General features: G+C 76.3%; 18 protein-coding genes. 4 read left to right on the forward strand and 14 right to left on the reverse strand.

The window, feature by feature from the left end; all coding sequences use genetic code 11:
- Positions 1-2 precede the first annotated feature (2 nt).
- Positions 3-1,397 (reverse strand): histidine--tRNA ligase, encoded by a 1,395-nt coding sequence (hisS, locus tag WDV86_RS15220; RefSeq protein ID WP_339568485.1) that lies wholly within the window; start codon positions 1,395-1,397, stop codon positions 3-5.
- Positions 1,398-1,474: 77 nt separating this feature from the next.
- Positions 1,475-2,224, reverse strand: a complete 750-nt coding sequence (locus tag WDV86_RS15225; protein ID WP_339568486.1) for an MBL fold metallo-hydrolase — start codon at positions 2,222-2,224, stop codon at positions 1,475-1,477.
- Positions 2,225-2,502: 278 nt separating this feature from the next.
- Here WDV86_RS15225 and WDV86_RS15230 point away from each other — a divergent pair, with 278 nt between their 5' ends.
- The 3 genes from WDV86_RS15230 to WDV86_RS15240 all read left to right on the forward strand — a co-directional run bounded on the left by WDV86_RS15230 (position 2,503) and on the right by WDV86_RS15240 (position 5,827).
- Entirely contained in the window at positions 2,503-3,288 is a 786-nt protein-coding gene (locus tag WDV86_RS15230) for a peptidylprolyl isomerase (RefSeq protein WP_339568487.1), read from the forward strand.
- On the forward strand, positions 3,285-5,009 hold the full coding sequence (locus WDV86_RS15235; protein WP_339568488.1) for a DUF349 domain-containing protein: 1,725 nt from the start codon (positions 3,285-3,287) through the stop codon (positions 5,007-5,009). The genes WDV86_RS15230 and WDV86_RS15235 overlap by 4 nt, the downstream gene beginning before the upstream one ends.
- A 215-nt stretch (positions 5,010-5,224) precedes the next feature.
- On the forward strand, positions 5,225-5,827 hold the full coding sequence (locus WDV86_RS15240; protein ID WP_339568489.1) for a type IV toxin-antitoxin system AbiEi family antitoxin: 603 nt from the start codon (positions 5,225-5,227) through the stop codon (positions 5,825-5,827).
- Here WDV86_RS15240 and WDV86_RS15245 read toward each other — a convergent pair.
- The 12 genes from WDV86_RS15245 to WDV86_RS15300 form a co-directional block, all read right to left on the reverse strand.
- On the reverse strand, positions 5,824-8,133 hold the full coding sequence (locus WDV86_RS15245; RefSeq protein WP_445263117.1) for a RelA/SpoT family protein: 2,310 nt from the start codon (positions 8,131-8,133) through the stop codon (positions 5,824-5,826). The genes WDV86_RS15240 and WDV86_RS15245 overlap by 4 nt on opposite strands.
- A gap of 374 nt (positions 8,134-8,507) precedes the next feature.
- On the reverse strand, positions 8,508-9,050 hold the full coding sequence (locus WDV86_RS15250) for an adenine phosphoribosyltransferase (protein ID WP_339568491.1): 543 nt from the start codon (positions 9,048-9,050) through the stop codon (positions 8,508-8,510).
- On the reverse strand, positions 9,043-10,167 hold the full coding sequence (gene secF / locus WDV86_RS15255) for a protein translocase subunit SecF (protein WP_339568492.1): 1,125 nt from the start codon (positions 10,165-10,167) through the stop codon (positions 9,043-9,045). The genes WDV86_RS15250 and secF overlap by 8 nt, the downstream gene beginning before the upstream one ends.
- A 3-nt stretch (positions 10,168-10,170) precedes the next feature.
- Positions 10,171-12,345, reverse strand: a complete 2,175-nt coding sequence (gene secD, locus WDV86_RS15260; RefSeq protein WP_339568493.1) for a protein translocase subunit SecD — start codon at positions 12,343-12,345, stop codon at positions 10,171-10,173.
- 80 nt (positions 12,346-12,425) lie between these two features.
- Positions 12,426-12,857 (reverse strand): preprotein translocase subunit YajC, encoded by a 432-nt coding sequence (gene yajC, locus WDV86_RS15265; RefSeq protein ID WP_339568494.1) that lies wholly within the window; start codon positions 12,855-12,857, stop codon positions 12,426-12,428.
- A gap of 166 nt (positions 12,858-13,023) precedes the next feature.
- The gene (gene ruvB, locus WDV86_RS15270; protein ID WP_339568495.1) at positions 13,024-14,223 is read right to left on the reverse strand and encodes a Holliday junction branch migration DNA helicase RuvB; all 1,200 of its coding nucleotides are present in this window, start codon (positions 14,221-14,223) and stop codon (positions 13,024-13,026) included.
- A complete protein-coding gene (gene ruvA / locus WDV86_RS15275; RefSeq protein ID WP_339568496.1) occupies positions 14,220-14,861 on the reverse strand; it encodes a Holliday junction branch migration protein RuvA in 642 nt (213 codons plus the stop codon). Before ruvA ends, ruvB begins: the two co-directional genes overlap by 4 nt.
- A gap of 90 nt (positions 14,862-14,951) precedes the next feature.
- A complete protein-coding gene (gene ruvC, locus WDV86_RS15280) occupies positions 14,952-15,599 on the reverse strand; it encodes a crossover junction endodeoxyribonuclease RuvC (protein ID WP_445263069.1) in 648 nt (215 codons plus the stop codon).
- Between the two features lie 148 nt (positions 15,600-15,747).
- Positions 15,748-16,497 carry a YebC/PmpR family DNA-binding transcriptional regulator gene (locus WDV86_RS15285; RefSeq protein ID WP_339568498.1) on the reverse strand — a complete coding sequence of 250 codons (750 nt, stop codon included), beginning with the start codon at positions 16,495-16,497 and terminating at the stop codon, positions 15,748-15,750.
- Positions 16,498-16,573: 76 nt separating this feature from the next.
- A complete protein-coding gene (gene pdxT, locus WDV86_RS15290; RefSeq protein WP_339568499.1) occupies positions 16,574-17,224 on the reverse strand; it encodes a pyridoxal 5'-phosphate synthase glutaminase subunit PdxT in 651 nt (216 codons plus the stop codon).
- A gap of 43 nt (positions 17,225-17,267) precedes the next feature.
- On the reverse strand, positions 17,268-18,308 hold the full coding sequence (locus WDV86_RS15295; RefSeq protein ID WP_339568500.1) for a hypothetical protein: 1,041 nt from the start codon (positions 18,306-18,308) through the stop codon (positions 17,268-17,270).
- 132 nt (positions 18,309-18,440) lie between these two features.
- The gene (locus tag WDV86_RS15300; protein WP_339568501.1) at positions 18,441-18,953 is read right to left on the reverse strand and encodes a hypothetical protein; all 513 of its coding nucleotides are present in this window, start codon (positions 18,951-18,953) and stop codon (positions 18,441-18,443) included.
- Between the two features lie 325 nt (positions 18,954-19,278).
- Here WDV86_RS15300 and WDV86_RS15305 point away from each other — a divergent pair.
- Positions 19,279-20,277: aminotransferase class V-fold PLP-dependent enzyme (locus tag WDV86_RS15305; protein ID WP_339568502.1), on the forward strand; the 999-nt coding region annotated here is incomplete at its 3' end.

The following is a 20,277-nucleotide window of genomic DNA, read 5'->3' on the forward strand; positions in this document are numbered from 1 at the left end:
CGTCAGACGGGCGCGTCGCCGGTCCACGTGACGCCCGGGCGGGCGTCGTCGGCCGGCGGGGCCCAGGTGGCGGGGTCGGCGGGTACCTGGTCGCCGGAGCGGATGTCCTTGACCTCGTGCCCTCCGCCGGCCGCACCGTCCAGCGGGGGGAACCAGACGAAGGGGATCGAGCGGCGGTCGGCGTAGCGGATCTGCTTGCCGAACTTCGCCGCCGACGGCGCCACCTCGGTCGCGACGCCGCGAGCGCGCAGCGCGGTCGCGACAGCGGTCGAGGCGCCGCGGTGCTCCTCGTCGGTGACGGCGACGAGGACGGCGGTCGGCGTCGGGCGCGAGGCCCGCAGCAGACCCCGCTGCAGCAGCGGCACGAGCAGGCGCGTCACCCCCAGCGAGAGGCCGACGCCGGGGTAGGTGGTGCGGCCGTCGTCGGCGAGCGCGTCGTAGCGCCCGCCCGAGCAGATCGACCCCAGCTGCTCGAAGCCGCTCAGCCGCGACTCGTAGACCGTGCCGGTGTAGTAGTCCAGCCCCCGGGTGATCGACAGGTCCGCGACGACCGAGAACCGCTCCCCGGCAGCACCTCCGGCGGCCTGGGTGCTGGCGACGACGTCGGCCAGCTCGTCCAGGCCCTGGTCGAGCAGCTCGTCGCGGACGCCGATGGCCCGCACCTCCTCGACGAAGCCGAGACCCCGCTCGCCGCGGATGCCGGCCAGCCGCAAGCAGGCGTCGGCCTCCCGCTCCCCCAGCCCGGCGCCCTCGACCAGCGCGGCACGCACCCGCTCGGGCGAGGTCTTGTCGAGCTTGTCGACCTCCCGCATGACCACGCCGGCGTCCTCGACGCCGAGGCCGCGGCAGAAGCCCTCGACGAGGCGGCGGTTGTTCACCTGCATGACGACGGGCGGCAGCGGCAGCCGGGCGAAGGCGTCGGCCATGACGAGCGGCAGCTCGGCCTCGTGGTGGGCCGCCAGCGACCCGGCGTCCACGACGTCGACGTCGGCCTGGCGGAACTCCCGGAAGCGTCCCTCCTGCGGCCGCTCCCCCCGCCACACCTTCTGCACCTGGTAGCGGCGGAACGGGAAGGCGAGCTTGCCGGCGTTCTCCAGCACGTACCGGGCGAAGGGCACGGTCAGGTCGTAGTGCAGCGCCAGGACGTCGTCCGACGGCTGGGCCGCGGCGCCGTCGTCGGCGACCTCCGCGAGCCGGCGGACGGCGTAGACCTCCTTGTCGATGTCGCCCTTGCGCAGCAGCACCGACAGCGGCTCGACGGCGCGCGTCTCGAGCCCGACGAAGCCGTGGAGCTCGAAGACCTCGCGCAGCACGTCGAGGACGTGCTCCTCGACGACCCGTTCCCCGGGGAGCAGCTCGGGGAAGCCCGAGAGGGGGCGAGGGGTGCGCGCGGCCATGGGGGGCTCCGTTGCTGACGGGGTCGGGGCTCGCTCACCGTAGGGCCGTCGGCGAGGGCCTCACGCCAGACGGCGGCTCAACGCACGCGCGCGAGGAAGGGGTTGCTGGCGCGCTCGGCCGCCATCGTCGTGGCCGGGCCGTGGCCGGGGACGACGAAGGTGTCGTCGGGCAGCGCCAGGACCACCTCGCGCAGCGTCGCGGCCATGGCGACGTCGTCCCCGCCGGGCAGGTCGGTGCGCCCGACCGAGCCGGCGAACAGGACGTCGCCGGTCAGGGCGGTGCGTGCGACGCCCTCGGGCAGAGCACCTGTGCCGGGCGGGAGGCCTCCTGCCGCGACGGAGGCCGCGTCGGGGACGTCCTCGACGAGGTAGAGCGTCGACCCCTCGGTGTGGCCCGGGGCGTGGACGGCGCGCACGCGCAGGTCACCGGCCACCACCTCGTCACCGTCGGCGAGGCAGCGGACGTCGTCGGGCGGCGCCCAGGGCACCTCGCCGTAGGAGGCGGCGAGCATGGCGCGCAGCTGCGGGCCGAGACCCTCGACCGGGTCCTGCAGGCGGTAGGCGTCGTCGGCGTGGACGACGACCGGGACGCCGGTGGCGCGGGCGACGTCGGCCGCCTCGCCGACGTGGTCGAGGTGCCCGTGGGTGACGAGGACGGCGACCGGCCGCAGGTGCAGCTCCTCGACGAGGGCGAGCAGCCGGTCGGCCACGCCGAGGCCGACGTCGACGAGCAGGCACTCGCGCGGTGCACCCGGCTCGCCCGGGCGGTCGGCGAGGACGCTGGTGTTGGTGCCCAGCACCTGCGCGGGCACGGTCCTCAGCAGCACCGGGCGACCCTACCGACGCGGCCGAGCCCTGAGGTCTGCGCGTCGTGGCCACGCCGTCGGCCGACCGGGGTGACGGCCGCGCAGTCCGGAGGTGCCGTCCGTGGCGCACGCGCTCCCCGAGCCGCTGACGACCCGGCGAGCCCTGGCGCGCATAGACTCGCGCGCGTCCGCCGCGGGGCCGACGTCGCCCTGGGCGCCCGCGCACGACGCTGGTGCCCGGCGCGAGCGCCGACGAGGTGCTCCGGCTCCGCGGTCACCACTGAGCAGGAGGTCCACCGGTGGCGCCGAGCCAGCGCGACGACGCACGACGACGTCGAGCAGAGGAGCTGCGCCGTCAGGCCGCCGCGGCCGACCGCCGCCGCCGGGTGGTGGGTGTCCTGGGCGTGGTCCTGGCGCTCGTGATCGCAGTCGCGGTCGTCGTCACCGTCGTCGTCACGGACGACGAGCCGGCCGCGGCGCCGCCCCCCGTCGACACCGGCTTCGCGACCGCGGAGCCGAACCCGTGCCCGGTGCCCGACACGCAGCCCACCCTGGAGCCGGCGCAGTTCGAGGCGGCCCCCGAGGCCGGGTCGAGCCAGGCGACGTCGGCGACCATCACCACCTCGTGCGGCGACATCACCGTGGAGCTGCTGCCCGACGCCGCACCGCAGGCCGTCGCCAGCTTCGCCTTCCTCGCCGAGGAGAACTTCTTCAGCGGCACCATCTGCCACCGCCTCGTCACCACGGGCATCTACGTCCTGCAGTGCGGCGACCCGACCGCGACCGGCAGCGGCGGCCCCGGGTACTCCTTCGGCCCGGTCGAGAACGCCCCCGCCGACGACGTCTACCCCGCCGGGACCCTCGCGATGGCGCGCGTCGGCGGAGACGGCGACAGCAACGGCAGCCAGTTCTTCCTCGTCTACGAGGACTCCGTCATCCCCTCCGACGCCGCCGGCGGCTACACCGTCTTCGGCACCGTCACGGAGGGCCTCGACGTCGTCGAGACGATCGCCGCCGGGGGCAACGCCGCCGACGGCGTCGCACCCGCCCGGCCCATCACCATCGAGGGAGTGAGCACCCAGTGAGCGAGCCCGACCGCGCCCCCGAGCGCGAGGCTGACTCCGACACGCCGGTGGTGGGGACGTCGGCGCCCGCGACGGACCAGCCCCCGACCGAGGCGCCCGCGCCCGCCGACGACGCCGCGCCCGCCGACGACGCCGCGCCCGCCGACACCGCACCCGCCGAGGACGCCGCGAGCACCGGACCCGCCACCGGCGAGGCACCTGCACCCGAGGACTTCTCGACGCCGTCGGAGACTGCCACGCCCGGCTCGACCGCCCCGCTGACGCCGGCCCCCGGTGCCCCTCGCCCCGCTGCCCCTCGTCCGGGTGGGCCCCGCCCGACGCCGGCGAGCGTGCCCGCGTCGTCGACCGGTGGACCGCGACCCGGCCCCCGCCCGGGTGCTCCGTCGCCGCGCCCGGGGGGCCGCCCCGGCCGACGCGCCGAGCAGCCGGGACCGCCGGCCGTCACCGCCGAGCAGGCGCCCGCCGACACCGCCGAGTGGGGCCGGGTCGGCGAGGACGGTGTCGTGCACGTGCGCACGGCCGACGGGGAGCGCGTCGTCGGCTCCTACCCCGACGTCTCCGCCGAGGAGGCGCTGGCCTACTTCGGGCGTCGCTACGCCGACCTGGTGGCCCAGCTCGACCTCGTGGAGCAGCGCCTCTCCGTGCCCGACGCGCCCGTCGGTGAGCTCCGCTCGGCGCTGGCGAAGGTCGAGAGGGCGGTCGCCGACGCCACCGCCGTCGGCGACCTCGCCGCGATGGGCGAGCGCGTCGAGGGGCTCGGCGCCCGCGTGACCGACCGGGAGCGCGAGGCCAACATCGCCCGGGAGCAGGCCCGCACCGTCGTGCGGGCCGAGCGTGTCGCGCTCGTCGAGGAGGCGGAGGCCCTCGCGGAGGCCGACCCCGCCCAGGTGCAGTGGAAGGCCTCTGGCGAGCGGCTGCGCGGGCTCTTCGACACCTGGCGCGAGCAGCAGCGGGCCGCCGGCACGGCCCGACTGCCCAAGGGCGAGGAGGACGAGCTCTGGCGCCGGCTCAAGCACGCGCGCAACCGTTTCGAGCGGCACCGGCGGCAGCACTTCGCCGAGCTGGACGCCCGCCACGGCGAGGCGAAGAAGGTCAAGGAGGGCCTCATCGCCGAGGCGGAGGCGATGCAGGGCTCGACCGACTGGGGGCCGACGACGACGGCCTACCGCGGCCTCATGGAGCGGTGGAAGGCGGCGCCCCGGGCGGCCCGCAAGGACGACGACGCGCTGTGGGCCCGCTTCCGGGCGGCGCAGGACGTCTTCTTCGGCGCGCGGGACGCGAAGGACGCCGAGCAGGACGCCGGGGAGAAGGAGAACCTCGCCGCCAAGGAGGCCCTGCTCGCCGAGGCCGAGGCGCTGCTGCCGGTCCGTGACGTGCGGGCGGCCGCGGCGTCGCTGCGCGAGATCCAGGACCGCTGGGACGCCGCCGGCCGGGTGCCCCGGGCCGACCTGCAGCGGGTGGAGAGGCGCATGCGCGCCGTCGAGCAGGCGGTCCGCGACGCCGACTCCGACCGGTGGCGGCGCACCAACCCCGAGGCGCGGGCCCGGGCGGAGGGTGCGCTGGGCCAGCTGCAGGACAGCATCGGGGAGCTGGAGGGCGAGCTGGCGAGCGCGCAGGCGGCCGGGGACGAGCGGGCGGTCCGCCGCGCGCAGGAGGCGCTGGACGCGCGCCGGGCGTGGCTGGAGCAGGTGGAGCGGGCAGCCGCCGACTTCCGCGGCTGACGGCGTCCACAGGCGCCGGCCGAGCCCGCTCGTCCACAGACGCGTGGTCGGCCGCGGGCTCGACCCGGCCGGCGGGGCACCCTCCTGTCGTGCTTCTGACCCCGGCGTCGCCGCCCACCGCCTGCCCCGTCGCGACACCTGGACCTGAGCTGGCCCCAGGGACGTCCCGCTGCCGCGCGCGCCGCGCGTCGTCACGGTGCGAGCGCCTCGCGGCCATGGCAGGACGCCACTCCTGCCGCGAGGTCACCGGCCGCCTGCCTCGTCCCCGGCCGGTCGGGCACCGGCTCGTGGGTCCGCCGGGCACGCCGTCCTCCGTCTGGACGCCGGCGACGACGCCGCTGGGGGTCCTGCACGCCATGGCCGTCGAGGGGCAGCTGGTCGAGGTCCTGCCGCGGGTCTGGGTGGCGGCCGACCTCGTGGGCGACCCCGCTGCCCGGGCGGCGGCGCTGGTCGCCAGGCTGGCCGACGAGGGCGCCCTGCGGCCGGCGGCCCCGGGCGCCCGCCCGCACCTGCCCGCCGGCGCCGTCGTGGGGCTGGCCGCTGCGGCGTGGGTGCACGGCTGCCCCGTGCCCCCTCGCCGGGTGGACCTCCTCGTCCCCCTGCGCACCGGCCCTCGTGGCTCGACCGCCCGCTGCCGGCTCCGTCGTGTGCCCGCCCCCCGGGCGGGCAGCTGCGAGCGGGGCGGCGTCGCGGTCAGCGGCCCGACCCGCACGCTCGCGGACCTCCGGGCGTCCGCGGACGCCGAGGACCTCGCCGTGCTCGCCTGGGCGGAGGAGCACCTCACGCCGAGCAGCACGTGCCAGCCGGGGGCCTCCTAGCGCCCCACCTGCTCCTCGCGACGGGCGGTGGCCCGGTAGACGTCGAAGACGCCGTCGACGCGACGGACGGCGGACAGGACGTGGTCGAGGTGGCTGGGGTCACCCATCTCGAAGGTGAAGCGGGAGATGGCCACCCGGTCGCGCGTCGTCGAGACCGACGCCGAGAGGATGTTGACGTGGTCCTCGGACAGCACCCGGGTGATGTCCGAGAGCAGGCCGGACCGGTCGAGCGCCTCCACCTGGATCTGGACGAGGAAGAGGCTGTCGGCGCCGACGGCCCACTCGACCTCGACGACGCGCTCGGGCTGACCGAGCAGGCCACCGGCGTTCCCGCAGTCGCGGCGGTGCACCGACACGCCCTGGCCCCGCGTGACGAAGCCCATGATCGGGTCCCGCGGCACGGGCGTGCAGCAGCGGGCGAGCTTGACCCACACGTCGTCGACGCCCTTGACGACGACGCCCGGGTCCCCCGAGCGGTGGCGCGCCGGCGTCCGGGTAGGAGGCAGGACGGCCTCGGCAAGGTCCTCTTCTGCTCCACCCTCGCCGCCGAGAGCCGTGACGAGCTTCTGCACGACGGACGTCGCCGAGACGTGCCCCTCCCCCACGGCCGCGTACAGCGCGGAGACGTCGACGTGGTGCAGGTCGCGGGCGACCGCGACGAGCGAGTCGTGGGACATCAGCCGCTGGATCGGCAGGTGCTGCTTGCGCATCGCCTTGCCGATGGCGTCCTTGCCCTGCTCGATGGCCTCCTCGCGGCGCTCCTTGGAGAACCACTGCTTGATCTTGCTGCGCGCGCGAGGGCTCTTGACGAAGGTCATCCAGTCCCGGCTGGGGCCCGCGCCCTCGACCTTGGAGGTGAAGACCTCGACGACGTCGCCGTTCTCCAGCGCCGACTCCAGCGGGACGAGCCGGCCGTTGACGCGCGCGCCCATCGTCCGGTGGCCCACGTCGGTGTGGACGGCGTAGGCGAAGTCCACCGGAGTCGACCCCGCGGGCAGGGCGATGGCGTCGCCCTTGGGCGTGAAGACGTACACCTCGGCGGCGCTGATCTCGAAGCGCAACGACTCCAGGAACTCACCGGGGTCGGCGGTCTCGCGCTGCCAGTCCAGGAGCTGGCGCAGCCACGCCATGTCGTTCGCGTCGGTGGCGCCCTTGGCGCCGGTGTCGGCCGGGTCGCCGCCGCTACGTCCGGCGTCCTTGTACTTCCAGTGCGCCGCGACGCCCAGCTCGGCCCGGCGGTGCATCTGGTGGGTGCGGATCTGGATCTCGACCGGCTTGCCCTCGGGCCCGATGACCGTCGTGTGCAACGACTGGTACATGTTGAACTTGGGCATCGCGATGTAGTCCTTGAAGCGCCCCGGCACGGGCGTCCAGCGCGCGTGCAGCGCACCGAGGACGGCGTAGCAGTCGCGGACGCTCTCCACGAGCACGCGCACCCCGACGAGGTCGTAGATGTCGGCGAACTCGCGGCCCCGCACGATCATCTTCTGGTAGACCGAGTAGTAGTGCTTGGGCCGGCCGGTGACGGTGGCGCGGACCTTCGCCTGCCGCAGGTCGGAGGCCACCTGCTCGCGCACCACGGCGAGGTACTCGTCGCGCGCCGGCGCCTGCGCCGCGACGAGCCGGACGATCTCCTCGTACACCCCGGGGTAGAGGGTCGCGAAGGACAGGTCCTCCAGCTCCCACTTGATGGTGTTCATCCCGAGCCGGTGGGCCAGCGGCGCGTAGATCTCCAGCGTCTCGCGGGCCTTGCGCTCGGCCGAGGCGGCCGAGACGTACTTCCAGGTGCGCGCGTTGTGCAGGCGGTCGGCGAGCTTGATGACGAGCACCCGGATGTCGCGGGCCATCGCCACGACCATCTTGCGGACGGTCTCGGCCTGGGCGGCGTCACCGTACTGCACCTTGTCCAGCTTGGTGACGCCGTCGACGAGCATGGCGACCTCGTCGCCGAAGTCGGCCGTCAGGCTCTTCAGCGAGTAGCCGGTGTCCTCGACGGTGTCGTGCAGCAGCGCGGCCGCCAGCGTGGGGGCGGTCATGCCGAGGTCGGCGAGGATCGTCGTGACGGCGACGGGGTGGGTGATGTAGGCGTCACCGCTCTTGCGCGTCTGCCCCCGGTGGCACCTCTCGGCGACGACGTAGGCCCGCTCGACGAGCGCCGTGTCGGCCTTCGGGTGGTTGGACCGCAGGCTGCGCAGCAGCGGCTCGAGCACCGGCGAGGTGGCGGACGGGCGAGAGCCCAGCCGCGCCAGGCGGGCGCGCAGGCCGGTCGCGGCGCCGTCGTCCAGGCGGACGGGGACGTCGGTCACGTCCGGTCCCGGCCCGGGCAGCGGCGAGGCCGGTGCCCCCGGGGGGCGCTGGGCCACGTCGTCGGACACCGCTCCCCCTCACCTGCCTCGGCACGTCGCTGATGGCTGCCGCAAGCCTACGGCGGTGTCCGGACGGCGGGAGACCCGCCGTCGAGGTCGACCCCGTCCCCACCGCCCCTGGTGGGTGCGTGGCCGCGGGGTGGGAGGCGAGGAGCGCCTCGGACCTGCCGGGCGACGTGCACGGCGCTGGCGCAGCCGCACCTGCGTGCGTCGCCGAGGCAGCTGCACGAGCGCGAGGAGCCGGAGCCCGGGGCCCGGGGCCTGCGGCCTCCTCGACCCCGTCCCGGACGTCGACGCCGGCGACCTCCCGAGGCTCAGGGCCGCAGCAGCGCCTCGACGCGCCGGCCCGCCAGCGCCTCGCGCCCGCCGAGCCCGGCGATCTCGGCGAGCACGACGACGCCGGCGACCTCCCCACCGGCTCGCTCGACCAGCCGGCAGGTCGCGGCGGCGGTGCCGCCGGTGGCCAGGACGTCGTCGAGGACGACGACACGTGCCCCCGCGGGCACGGCGTCGGCGTGCATCTCGACGACGTCGGAGCCGTACTCCAGCTCGTAGCGCTCGGTCAGCACCTCGCTCGGCAGCTTGCCGGGCTTGCGGACCGGGACGAAGCCCACCCCGGCGGCGACCGCGACGGCCGCCCCGAGGACGAAGCCGCGGGCCTCGACGCCCGCGACGAGGTCGACGCCGCCCGGCAGCAGGGCCGCGAGGGCCTCGACCGTGCGGCGCAGGCCGTCGGCGTCCCCGAGCAACGGGGTGATGTCCTGGAAGACGACACCGGGTCTGGGGTGGTCGGGGACCACCCGCAGGAGCCCCGCGAGAGCGGCGCGGACCTCGGTCGAGGGCGGGACCTCAGCCATGGCGCTCGCCGCGCCGGGGCTGCTGACGCTGCCCCCGCGCCGGGCTCGGCGCCTCCGCCGGACCGCTCGTCGTCGCCCCCGACGCGGACAGCTCCGCTCCCTGCTCGGCGGCCTCGGCCTCCGCACGCTCCAGCTCGGCCTGCTCGCGCCGGGCCTCGCGCACCCGCTCGTCGTGGGCCCGCACGAGCGGCGACCGACCCTTGACGAGCCCGAGGAAGGCCGGTGCCACGAAGATCGAGGAGTACGTCCCCGCCAGCGTGCCGACGAAGAGCGCGAGGGCGACGTCGCGCAACGTCCCGGCGCCGAGCAGCAGCGCCCCGATGAAGAGGATCGACGCGATCGGCAGGACCGCGACGACCGAGGTGTTGATGGACCGCACGACGGTCTGGTTGACGGCGAGGTTCGCCTGCTCCAGGTAGGTGCGCGAGCTGCCCTCCAGCACCCCGTCGGTCTGCTCGCGCACCTTGTCGAAGACGACGACGGTGTCGTACAGCGAGAAGCCGAGGATGGTGAGGAAGCCGATGACCGTCGCCGGCGTCACCTCGAAGCCGACGAGGGCGTAGACCCCAGCCGTCACGACGAGGTCGTGGACGAGGGCCACCATCGCCGCCCCCGCCATCGCGGCGTCGCGGAAGTAGACGGTGATGACGCCGGCCACCAGCACCAGGAAGATCCCGATGCCCAGCAGGGCCTGCCGGGTGATGGCCTCCCCCCAGACCGGCCCGACGTAGCTGGACGCCACCTGGCCGGGGTCGACGTCGTAGGCGGCCGCCAGCGCGGCCGAGATGGCCCCGGTCTCGGCCTCGGGCAGCTGCTCGGTCTGCACGCGCACGCTCGTGCCGCCGACGATCGAGACGGCCGGCGGCTGGGCCCCGGGGTTGACCTCCGCGACGGCCTCACGGGCCGGCTCCTCGACCGGGTCGGCCACCTGGGAGACCGTGAACTCCGAGCCCCCGGTGAACTCGATGCCGGGGTTCAGGCCCCGGGCGGCGAGGGCCACGACGGACAGCAGCACGACGACGGCGGCGACGGCCAGCAGCCGACGCCACCGGTGCACGAAGTCGAAGGACCGGCGTCCGGTGTACAGGTCGTTGCCGAAGGCGGCGAAGCTGGGCACGGCTCAGTCCTCCTCGTCGCGGTCGGTGCGGCTGCTGACGGTGGTGACGCCGTGCGGCACCGGTCGCTCGTCCCCGGGCCCGCGCGCTCCGTCGTCGGCCGCCAGCGCCGCCTGCTCGGCCTCGCGCTGCTCGCGCTCCTGCGCGGCGCGCCGCTCGGCGATGGTGAGACGGCGGGGCTGGCCCGCCAGGGCCGGGTCGGGCGCGTCGGCGCCCTCGCCCGAGCGACGACGCCGGCGCGCCCCCTCGGCGGGCGGGCGGTCGTCCACCCCGGCGGCGCCGTCAGGCCCGACCAGCTCGCGGCCGCTGCTCGGCCCGCGCAGCCGCGCGCGCCCGGCGTAGCGCACGGTCTGCCCGAGCTTCTCCGGGTCGAAGCCGGACAGCGGGTGGCCGGTGCCGAAGAAGCGGCTGCGGGTCAGGAGCGTCACCACCGGGTGGGTGAACATGACGACGACCAGCAGGTCGATGAGCGTCGTCAGGCCGAGCGTGAAGGCGAAGCCCCGGACGCCGCCGACGGCCAGGACGTAGAGGACGACGGCCGCCAGCAGCTGCACGACGTCGCTGATGATGATCGTGCGGCGCGCCCGGGCCCAGCCGGTCTGGACGGCCGCGTGGACGTGCCGCCCCTCCCGCACCTCGTCGCGGACCCGCTCGAAGTAGACGATGAAGGAGTCGGCCGTCACGCCGATGGCGATGATGAGGCCAGCCACGCCCGGCAGGCTCAGCCGGTACCCGCTGGTCCACGACAGCAGGGTGAGGGCGCCGTAGGACAGGGCCGCGGCGATGGCGAGGCTGCCGACCGTCACCAGGCCCAGCGCCCGGTACTGCAGCAGCGAGTACACGACGACCAGGCCCAGGCCGATGAGGCCGGCGACGATGGCGCTCTGCAGCTGCTCGGTGCCGAGCGTCGCCGAGATCTGCTCCTCGGTCTGCACCTCGAAGGAGACCGGCAGCGACCCGAAGCGCAGCTGGTTGGCGAGGACCTGCGTCGACTCCTGCGTGAACGTCCCGGAGCCGCCGTCGTCGATGCGGGCCCGCCCGCCGGGGATGGGGTTCTGCACGCTGGGCGCCGAGATGACGAGGCCGTCGAGGACGATCGCGAACTGGTTCTGCGGGGACGGCAGCTGGGAGATCCGCGAGGTGATCGCCTGGAAGGTGTCACCGCCGGCGGAGGTGAAGTCCATGGTGACGACCCAGCCGCCGACCTGGAAGCCCTGGTCGTTGGTGGCCGGCTCCGAGGAGGCCCCCGAGAGGTCCGAGCCGGTCAGCTCGACGGGGCCCAGCAGGTACTTGGCCTGCCCGACCTGGTCACACGCCGCCACCGGCTCGTCCGGGTTCGACGTGATGCCGCCAGCCCGGTTGGCCGCGTCGGTGCAGTCCAGGGCGGCGAACTGCTCGGCGACCTCCGGCGTCACGGCGGCCAGGTCGCTCGGCGTCCCGGCGCCGGGCGCGTCCGTGGGTGGGGCGAGCGGCGCCTCGGTGGGCACGTCCTGCGCCGGCGCCTCCTCGGCGGGAGCGTCCTCGGTGGCTGCTTGCTCGGTGGCTGCGGCGCGCAGCGCGGACGGGACCACGCTGCCCTGCGTCGACTCCGGCGTCGGCTGCGTCGCGGGCTCGGTGCCCGGGTCGGTCGGAGTCGCCTCCCCCGGGCTGGGGGTCAGGCCCTCCCCGTCCTCGGGGGCGAGCGTCTCGCCGTCCGTGGGCAGGTCGCCCGGGACCTCGACCGGCTCGCCCGTCTCGGGGTCGATCGGGAGGCCGGTCTCGGGGTCGACCGGCCCGGGGGCGCCGACGGCCAGCACCGGCCGGAAGGTCATCTGCGCGGACTGGCGGATCAGCTCGAGCGTCGCCTGCTGGTCCTGCGGGTCACCCGGCAGCTCGACGAGGATGTTCTGGGCGCCCTGCGCGCTGATGGAGGCCTCACCGATGCCGCTGCCGTCCACGCGCTGGCGGATGATCTCGATGGCGTCGTCGATGGTGTCGGAGGTGATCTCCCCCTCCTGCCCCTCCTGCGGCACGGGGGTGAGGATGACGCGGGTACCGCCGGCGAGGTCGAGGCCGAGGCCCGGCGTCCACGCCGCGGTGCTCCACTGCCAGGCGGCGGCGATGCCGCCGAAGAGGAGAGCGACGAGGACGGCGAGGGCGCTGAGCGTCCGGATCGCGCGGTTACGGGTGCTGGCGGCCACGGCGGCGTCGTCCTCCTGGCGGTGCGGCGGGCGGGTGCGGGGCCCGCCCCCGGCCCCAGATGTCTCGGGTCAGGCTGGGGTCAGGCGGAGCGTCGTGAGTCGTCCGGCTGTCCCTGCGCCTGCGTGTCGCTCCGGTCATCGGCATCCGGGTGAACGTCCTTCAGTCCTGCCTCAGAGCTCTCAGGTGCGGCTCCCGCCCCCAGCCGCGGGTCCGCCTCGGGGTCGTCCTCGGCGTCGAGGGTTCCCTCGTCGTCCACCTCGGCGTCCGCCGGCTCGACCACGCGGGCGACGGCGGCGCGCACCCACCACGTCGTGATGCCGGGGGCGATCTCCAGCTCGACGCGGTCGTCCTCGACCGCGGTGACGTAGCCGAACTGGCCGGACCCGGTCATGACCTCGGTGCCCGGCTCCAGCGACGCCTGCATCTGCGCCGTCTGCTTGCGCTGCTTGCTGCCGCGGAAGGCGATGAGCAGCAGCGGGATCAGCAGGAGGAACAGGATGGCGGTTTCCATCGAGCGGCAGCCTTCGGGTCGGGTGGGAGGGCGGTCGGGGCGGTCGCGGCCGAGCAGCGGCGCCCGGTGCGCCCGTGGGTGCGCCGGGCGCAGCGCCACCGCCGGGCACCAGTCGCCGTCACTCTACGGGAGCACGCCTGCCCACCCGGTCGCGCGCGACGCCGCCTCAGGTCGCGGGAGCATCGCCGCCGGCGTGCATCCGGCCCTCGCCGAGCAGCGGGAGCGCCGGCTGCAGCGCCGCCCCCGGCGGCGGACGCAGCCCGAGGTGGGCCCAGCCCTCGGCCGTCGCGACCCGGCCGCGGGGTGTGCGGCCGACGAGACCTTCGCGGACGAGGAAGGGCTCGGCCACCGTCTCGACCGTCTCGGCCTCCTCCCCGACCGCGACAGCGAGCGTCGACAGGCCCACCGGCCCGCCGCCGAAGCGTCGGCACAGGGCGCCCAGCACGGAGCGGTCGAGGCGGTCCAGGCCCAGCTCGTCGACCTCGTAGACCTCCAGGGCCGCGCGGGCGGCGCCGGTGTCGACGACGCCCGTGCCGCGGACCTGCGACCAGTCCCGGACCCGCCGCAGCAGCCGGTTGGCGATGCGCGGCGTCCCTCGCGAGCGACGGGCGACCTCCCGCCCCCCGCCCGCGGTGAGCTCCAGCCCCAGCAGGCTCGCCGAGCGGGCGAGCACCTGCTCCAGCTCGTCCGCGGCGTAGAAGTCGAGGTGGCCGGTGAAGCCGAAGCGGTCGCGCAGCGGTGCGGGCAGCAGCCCCGAGCGGGTGGTGGCGCCGACGAGGGTGAACGGCGGCAGGTGCAGCGGGATGGCGGTGGCCCCGGCGCCCTTGCCGACGACGACGTCGACGCGGAAGTCCTCCATGGCCACGTAGAGCATCTCCTCGGCCGGCCGTGCCATCCGGTGCACCTCGTCGAGGAAGAGCACCTCGCCCTCCTCGAGCGAGGACAGCACGGCGGCGAGGTCGCCGGCGTGCTGGATGGCTGGTCCGCTGCTGATCCGCAGCGGCTTGCCGAGCTCGCTCGCGACGATCATCGCCAGCGTCGTCTTGCCCAGGCCCGGCGGGCCCGACAGCAGCACGTGGTCGGGCGCCCGGCCGCGCCGGCGCGCCGCCTCCAGGACGAGCGAGAGCTGCTCGCGCACGACCCGCTGCCCGACGAAGTCGGTGAGCGACTGCGGGCGCAGCGCCGTCTCGGCGGCCCGGTCGTCGAGGTCGGCTGCCGTGTCGACGAGGCGCCCGCCGCGACCGGCGAGCTCGGCCTCCTCGGCCGCCGTGGGTCCCTCCGGTCCCGCGACGTCGAGCTCGCTGGAGCCGTCGGGATGGCCGCTGCTCCGGGCGTCTCCCGCCGAGGCCGCCGCCCGCCCCGTCACCGGCCCCGCCCGAGGTGGCGGAGCGCGTCGCGCAGCACCTGCGCGACGTCACGGTCGTCGCCGGCGGGGCCGTCGTCGGCGGGCGGGGCGACGGCGGCCACGGCGTCCTGCGCGGCCTTCGCCGTCCACCCGAGGCCGACGAGGGCCTCGACGACGGGGCCACCTCCCCCGCCGGCCGCGGGCAGGAGCGGTGCGACCGGCGCCGCCCCGTCCGCGCGCGCCGCGAGCGCGTCCGACGGCGGCCCGAGCCGGTCGCCGAGCTCCAGGACGAGACGCTGGGCGCCCTTGCGGCCGATGCCGGGCACGCGGCACAGCGCGGTGAGGTCCTCCTGCGCGACGGCGCGGCGCAGGCCGTCGGGCTCGTGCACGGCGAGCATCGCGAGGGCCAGGCGGGGGCCGACGCCGCTGACCGTCTGCAGCATCTCGAAGACGGCGCGCTCGTCGTCGCCCGAGAAGCCGTAGAGGGTCAGGGCGTCCTCGCGCACGACCATGCTCGTCGCGAGCTCGGCGTCCTGCCCGACGCGCAGCGTCGCGAGGACGGCGGGCGTGGCGTGCACGAGCAGGCCGACGCCCCCGGTGACGACGACGGCGGCGTCCAGGCGCACGGCGGCCACGCGGCCGGCGACGGAGGCGATCACGAGTGGAGTGCGGTCACGGGCGGGTCCTCGGGCGTCGGGGACGGCCGGCACCCTCGGGCACCGGAGCGGACAGGTGTTCGAGGTCGCACGCTAGCGGTCACGGCCGACGCCCGACGGGAGGCCGCCTGCCCGGCGCGGCGACGACGTCCACGCCCCCGACCGGACCTTCCGGGCCGACCTGTCCGCCGCCGCCCACGCCGCCTGCGCCGCCGTGGGACTCGCGCCGCCCGGCACCTCCGACCGCTGCGGGGGCCCTCCGCCGGCGAGGCTCCCCCGCCACAGGTGGCACAGCGCGAGCGCCAGCGCGTCGGCGGCGTCGGCCGGCCGCGGCGGGTCGTCGAGCCCGAGGATGCGGGTGACCATCGCCGTCACCTGCGCCTTGCCCGCCCGGCCGGACCCCGTGACCGCGGCCTTGACCTCGCTCGGGGTGTGCAGGCCCACCGGCAGGCCCGCGCGGGCGGCGGCCAGCAGGGCGACGCCCGAGGCCTGCGCCGTCCCCATGACGGTGCTGACGTCGTGCCGGCTGAAGACCCGCTCGACGGCGACGGCGTCGGGCCGGTACGTCGCGAGCGCCGCCTCGAGCGCCTCCGAGACCTGCAGCAGCCGCTCGGCGAGCGGCGCGTCGACCGGGGTGCGGACGACGTCGACCGCCACGAGCCGCGCGCGACGCCCGGGCACGGCGTCCAGGACGCCGACACCGCACCGGGTCAGCCCCGGGTCCACCCCCAGCACGCGCACACGGTCACCGTGGCAGCCGGTCGGGCCGAGTCGCGGCAGGTGCGGCGGCGTGGCGGGCCGGGGTCGACCCGGGCGCCACCGTCCTCAGACTGCGCCGAGCACCCGGCCGGGGACGCCCACGCCCGGCGGGGCGTGAGGTGGACGGCCGTCAGCCGACCTGGGCGAGCACCTCGTCGCTGACGTCGAAGTTGGCGTAGACGTTCTGGACGTCGTCGCTGTCCTCGAGCGCGTCGACGAGCCGCAGGACCTTCTCGGCGCCCTCGGCGTCCAACTCGACCTGCATCGAGGGCACGAATTGGGCATCGGCGGAGTCGTAGTCCAGGCCCGCGTCCTGCAGCGCGGTGCGGACGGCGACGAGGTCGGTGGCCTCGCAGACCACCTCGTAGACCTCGCCCGCGGCGTTGACCTCCTCGGCGCCGGCGTCCAGGACGGCGAGCAGCACGTCGTCCTCGGCCAGCCCCTCGGCGGGTACCGTGACGACGCCCTTGCGGGTGAAGAGGTAGGAGACGCTGCCCGGGTCCGCCATCGTCCCGCCGTTGCGCGTGAAGGCGACGCGCACGTCGGAGGCGGCGCGGTTGCGGTTGTCGGTGAGGCACTCCACGAGCACCGCGACGCCGTTCGGCGCGTACCCCTCGTACATGATGGTCTGGTAGTCGACGCCGCCGGCCTCGGCGCCCGAGCCCCGCTTGACCGCGCGGTCGATGTTGTCGCCCGGCACCGAGCTCTTCTTGGCCTTCTGGATGGCGTCGTAGAGGGTCGGGTTGCCGGCCGGGTCCCCGCCGCCGGTGCGGGCGGCCACCTCGACGTCCTTGACGAGCTTGGCGAAGAGCTTGCTCCGCTTGGCGTCGACGACGGCCTTCTTGTGCTTCGTGGTGGCCCACTTGGAGTGGCCGGACATGGCGACCTCCTGCGCGTCGGGGGCGCTCCCGCGCCGGCCCGAGGGCCGCAGCCGGGCCCGGCAGGCGGGTGCCTGGTCAGGCCGCGCGGACCACGTCGGCGAAGAGGCGGTGCACCCGGGTGTCCCCGGTGATCTCCGGGTGGAACGACGTCGCGAGCAGGTTGCCCGCCCGGACGGCGACGATCCTACCGGCGGCCGGTCCGGAGGGGACGACGCCGAGCGCCTGCACCCCCGGGCCGGCGTCCTCCACCCAGGGCGCGCGGATGAAGACGGCGTGCACCGGGCCGCTGGGGGCCTCGCTGCCCCGCGGCCCCCGCGCCGGCCACGCCCGGTCGGTGACCCCGTCGAGCTCCAGCTCGGTCTCGAAGGAGTCGACCTGACGGCCGAAGGCGTTGCGCCGCACCGTGACGTCGAGCCCGCCGAGGGTCTGCTGGTCCGCCGTCCCGTCGAGGAGCCGGTCGGCCAGCAGGATCATCCCGGCGCAGGAGCCGTAGACGGGCAGCCCGGCCGCGATGGCCGCGACGAGCGGGTCGCGCAGCTCGAAGACCCGCAGCAGCTTGTCGATGACCGTCGACTCCCCGCCCGGCAGCACGAGCCCGTGGACCGCGGCGAGCTCCTCGGGCCGACGCACGAGGCGGGCGTCGGCCCCCGCGGCGCTCAGCGCCCGCAGGTGCTCGCGGCTGTCGCCCTGCAGGCCGAGGACGCCGACGACGGGGCTCGCGCTCACGGGCGGCGACCATACGGCCCGGCGGCGGGCGGTCTCGCGCGGGTCAGCCGGCCGGGCAGGCGCGGCCGGCCGCGAAGGAGAGCGGGGTCTGCACCTGCCAGAGCTCCCACCGCTGCGTCGAGGGGGCGTCTCCGCCGGCGGTGCTGAGCCTCAGGTCGAGGCCCTCGGTGACGTCGTCGAGCGCGAGCGCGGCCGCGCAGTCGGGCGGGTCGACGCGCAGGGCGACCGTGGTCGCGGCGCCCGGCTCGAGGCGGGCCGGGCCGTCGGGCAGGGACACGCCGGCGGCACCGCCGCTGGCCACGGCGAGCTCGAGGGGGACGTCCCCCTCGACCTGCACCTGCAGGTCCACCCCCTCGGCGGTGAGCTCGTGGGAGACCACCGTCGCCGAGCCGCCCTGCCCGCCGAGAGCGACGACCTCGCAGGCCTCCGCCAGCGGTCCGCCGCCCTCGACCGACCCCCCGGGCGAGTACAGGTCCTCCAGCTGCCGCAGGTCCACGTCGCCGGCGGCGCCGGTCGCCGTGCGGACGGCCAGCCTGGGCTCCCAGGCCGGCAGGTCGTCGCAGGATGCGCTCACCGTCATGGTGACGAGGGCGCTGCCCCCGGCCTCCAGCACGACGGGGTCCGCCTCCGCCTGGTCGGCCTCGGCCTGGTCCCGGTCGGCGAGACGGAGCGGCGACGTGAGGGCACCGTCCCCGCGCACGCGCAGGGGCAGGTCCTGCGGCCCGGGGCCGAGCCACCCGCCCTCGACCGTGACCTCCTCCTCGCCGCCGTTGACCAGCACCGTCGCGACGGACAGCTCCTGGGGGCCGCCGTCCTCCTCCGCGCTGGACCCGTACGGGTACGCCGTCGTGGCCAGGAGGCGGACGTCGTCGAGCCCACCGCCGCGCGTGGCGAGCAGGGCGCCGCCTCCGGCGCCGAGCCCGGCGGCGACGACCAGCGCGCCGACCTGCCGCACCCGGCGTCGCGGCGCGGCCTCCTCCACCGGCTGCTCGGGCTGGTCGAGGTCCTCGACGAGGTGCCGCCCAGCGCTCTCCGACGCCGGCGTCGGCGCGGCGCCGGGACCCCCGAGGACTTCGCGGCTCACGGGCGTGGCCCCCTCCGCCGCTGCGTCGTCATGCCGGCGAGGCTACGTGGGGGCTGCCGGGCCGGGCCCCTGCCCGCGAGGCCCATGTCCCCGCGACCCCGGCGTGCCCGCCGGGCAGGTGCGGCCCGCGCGCTAGCTCGCGGCCTCCTGAGCGGCCTCCTGCACCTGGCAGACCTCGGTGAGCAGCCGCTGGTCGCCGTCGCCGGTGAAGCCGGCGACCTCCTGCAGGACAACCCGGCCCTCCTCGCCGGAAGCGGTGCGCACCTCGACGCTCGGTGCCCACTCCGGCGGGTCGTCGCACGGGACGGCGAGCGAGACGGCCAGCGTGACGCTGCCGCGCCCGGGCACCTCGACCTCCTGGTCCGGGCTGAGCCGCTGCCCCAGGGCGTCGACGAGGGCGACCTCCAGCGGGACCTCCCCGGCCAGGTCGCCAGCACCACCCCCGACGATCGTCACCGCGTCCTCGCGGGGGTTGACCACGAGGGCGTCGAGGGTGAGCTCGACCGAGCCGTCCTCGCCGGCGGCCTGCGGCGGCTCGAGCCCCGTCCGCAGCGCCACCAGCTGCACGTCCTCGACCCGCTGCGCCTGCCCGGACGCCCTCGTGAGGACCAGCGCGCCGGAGGCGCCGACGGCCGCTGCCAGCACCGCGACCGCCACGAGGGTGGCGGCTCCCGCTCTGCCCCCGGCCCGGGACGCGCGGGCACGGGACGCAGGGGCACCAGAGGCGGGGGCACCAGAGGCGGGGGCACCAGAGGCGGGGGCACCAGAAGCGGGGGCGTCGTGCGCGTCCAGGTCCGACGGATGCACCTCGTCCTCCTCGCCGCGCGTCGAGGCGTCCGCCGCCTGCGTCCGGCGCCGGTCCTTCGGCGCGTCCCCGCCCCCGGTGACCCCTGGCATGCCCAGGAGAGTAGGCGGCCGAGACGCGGGAAGGCGGCCCGCGCGGCGCCGTGCCCGGTGGCAGCCTGCGGCGATGACCTCCGTCCCGTCCCCGGCCCCTCAGGCCTCGCCGCCCTCCCTCCGTGAGGAGGCCGAGGCGCTCGACGCCACGGAGCCGCTGCAGCACCTGCCCTCGTGCTTCGACCTGCCCGAGGGGCTGGTCTACCTCGACGGCAACTCCCTCGGCGCGCTGCCCCGGCACGTCCCGGACGCCGTCGCGGACGTCGTCCGGCGCCAGTGGGGCGCAGGGCTCGTCGCCAGCTGGAACGACGAGGGGTGGTGGGACGCGCCGCAGCGCGTCGGCGACCGCGTCGGGCGGCTCGTCGGGGCGGCCCCGGGCCAGGTGGTCGCGGGCGACTCGACGTCGGTGCACCTCTTCCAGTGCTACGTCGCCGCGGCGCGGCTGCGGCCGGGGCGGCGGGTCGTCGTCGCCGACGAGGGCGCCTTCCCCACCGACCTGCACCTGCTGTCCTCGGCGACCCGGCTGCTCGACCTGGAGGTGGTGCTCGCCCGGCCCGCCGAGGTGCCGGGCGTGCTGGCTGACCGCGGCGCGGACGTCGCGCTGGTCGCTCTGGCCGAGGTCGACTACCGGACGGGCGAGCGCTGCGACGTCGCCGCGCTCACCGCGGCCGCGCACGAGGTCGGCGCCCTGGCGCTGTGGGACCTGGCGCACTCGGTCGGCGCGACCGACGTCGACCTGGACGCCGCCGGGGCCGACCTCGCCGTCGGGTGCTCCTACAAGCACCTGTGCGGCGGCCCCGGGGCCCCCGCGTGGGTCTACGTCGCCCACCGCCACCAGGTCGCGCTCGACCCGCCGCTGACGGGGTGGCACGGGCACGCCGAGCCGTTCGCCATGGACGGCCGGTACTCCCCCGCCGACGACGTGCGGCGGATGCGGATCGGGACGCCGCCCATGGTGTCCCTGCTCACCCTCGACGCCGCGCTCGACGTCTTCGACGACGTGAGCCCGGCGCAGCTGCGGGCACGCTCGGTCTCGCTCGTCACCTTCCTGGTCCGGGCGCTGGCCGACGTC

Source organism: Pseudokineococcus sp. 1T1Z-3, from assembly GCF_037482365.1.
Lineage (GTDB): Bacteria > Actinomycetota > Actinomycetes > Actinomycetales > Quadrisphaeraceae > Pseudokineococcus.

Bases quoted from the DNA above. Each gene is read 5' to 3' on its own strand.
- yajC (WP_339568494.1), bottom strand. From the start codon at position 12,857: ATGGAAACCGCCATCCTGTTCCTCCTGCTGATCCCGCTGCTGCTCATC.
- WDV86_RS15240 (WP_339568489.1), top strand. From the start codon at position 5,225: ATGGCAGGACGCCACTCCTGCCGCGAGGTCACCGGCCGCCTGCCTCGT.
- WDV86_RS15285 (WP_339568498.1), bottom strand. From the start codon at position 16,497: ATGTCCGGCCACTCCAAGTGGGCCACCACGAAGCACAAGAAGGCCGTC.
- hisS (WP_339568485.1), bottom strand. From the start codon at position 1,397: ATGGCCGCGCGCACCCCTCGCCCCCTCTCGGGCTTCCCCGAGCTGCTC.
- WDV86_RS15250 (WP_339568491.1), bottom strand. From the start codon at position 9,050: ATGGCTGAGGTCCCGCCCTCGACCGAGGTCCGCGCCGCTCTCGCGGGG.